The organism is Streptomyces coffeae (assembly GCF_016741875.1).
Classification (GTDB): domain Bacteria; phylum Actinomycetota; class Actinomycetes; order Streptomycetales; family Streptomycetaceae; genus Streptomyces; species Streptomyces coffeae.
Map to the genome: position 1 here is coordinate 1 of NZ_JAERRF010000140.1, position 1022 is coordinate 1022.

At 71.0% G+C, this 1022-nt stretch carries 3 protein-coding genes; all 3 read right to left on the reverse strand.

Going from position 1 to position 1022, the window contains the following annotated elements:
- A partial coding sequence (locus JK363_RS41340; protein WP_307822122.1) for a pilus assembly protein TadG-related protein occupies positions 1 to 230 on the reverse strand: 230 nt, incomplete at its 3' end.
- Positions 227 to 658 carry a TadE/TadG family type IV pilus assembly protein gene (locus JK363_RS41345; protein WP_201883477.1) on the reverse strand — a complete coding sequence of 144 codons (432 nt, stop codon included), beginning with the start codon at positions 656 to 658 and terminating at the stop codon, positions 227 to 229. The genes JK363_RS41340 and JK363_RS41345, both read right to left, overlap by 4 nt.
- Positions 655 to 1022 (reverse strand): TadE/TadG family type IV pilus assembly protein (locus JK363_RS41350; protein ID WP_236076586.1); only part of this gene is annotated, 368 nt, incomplete at its 5' end. The genes JK363_RS41350 and JK363_RS41345, both read right to left, overlap by 4 nt.

Here is a 1022-nt window from a genome sequence, read left to right on the forward strand (position 1 = left end):
GTGCTGCGCAGTCGGCCGATGTCGAGTTGCTGAGCTCCGGTGCGGGCGGCCTCTTGCGCGACATCCAGGGCGCGTACCTTGCCGGCAAGGGCCAGGCCGCCGTCGACGACGATCCCGGCGAACAGCCACAGTGCTGCCACGATGCCGACCACGAACGCGGTGACCTGCCCGCGGTCCTGGTTGCTCGCCGCCTGCTCGCGGAGACGTTGGATGTGTGCCGGTTGTTTCACCGGGTGCTCCGATGCACATCCACCGGGGAGTGGGCGGTTTGGTGGACGGTGATCCGGCCCGGCATGCGGATGCGGGTGAGGTCGGTCAGCGTGACGGTGCAGCAGATGTGTGCGGTCACGGTGCTGCCTGGCTGGAGGCCGCTGGTGGTGAGGGTGACCTGGGGCTGTGAGCATGCCGTGCCTGCGTGGTCAAGGGAGGCGCGCGCGGTGCGCCGTGCGGTGGTGAGGGCTTGGCCTTGTGTGCGGGCGAGGGAGGCTGCGCGGGCTGCCTGGTGTGCTGTGTCCGCCACGACGAGCCGGGCGTCGGTCAGGCGTCCCAGCGCGACAACGGTCATCAGGACGAGCAGGAGCAGGGGTGTGACCAGGACGAGTTCGACGGCGGCCGAGCCACGGTCCACTGTCGTTCCGGCGCGCGGTGGGTTGCTCACGACGGTCCTCCGGCGGGGGTGGTGATCCGCTCGACCGCGCCGGAGGCGGTGCCGTGCGCGGTCAGATGCAGGCCCGGCAGAATGGGCATCACCGTGCCTTGCACCCGCACGGTGGCCTGGTTGGGGGTGCGGTGGACCGTCACAGAGGGGGAGGTGAGGACGCCGCTTCCGAGTTGGGCCAGGCTGCGTAAGCCCCGGGCTTGGCCTTGTGCTGCGGTGCCGTGCTGGACCCGGGCGGCGGCCAGGGCGCGTTCGGCCGTGTAGTGGGCGAGGTGCCGGGCGTGCCAGGCCAGGGCAAATTGGACGATCAGCAGGGCGAGTATCAGGAGGGCGGGGACGGTGAGGACCAGCTGGGTGGTGGCGG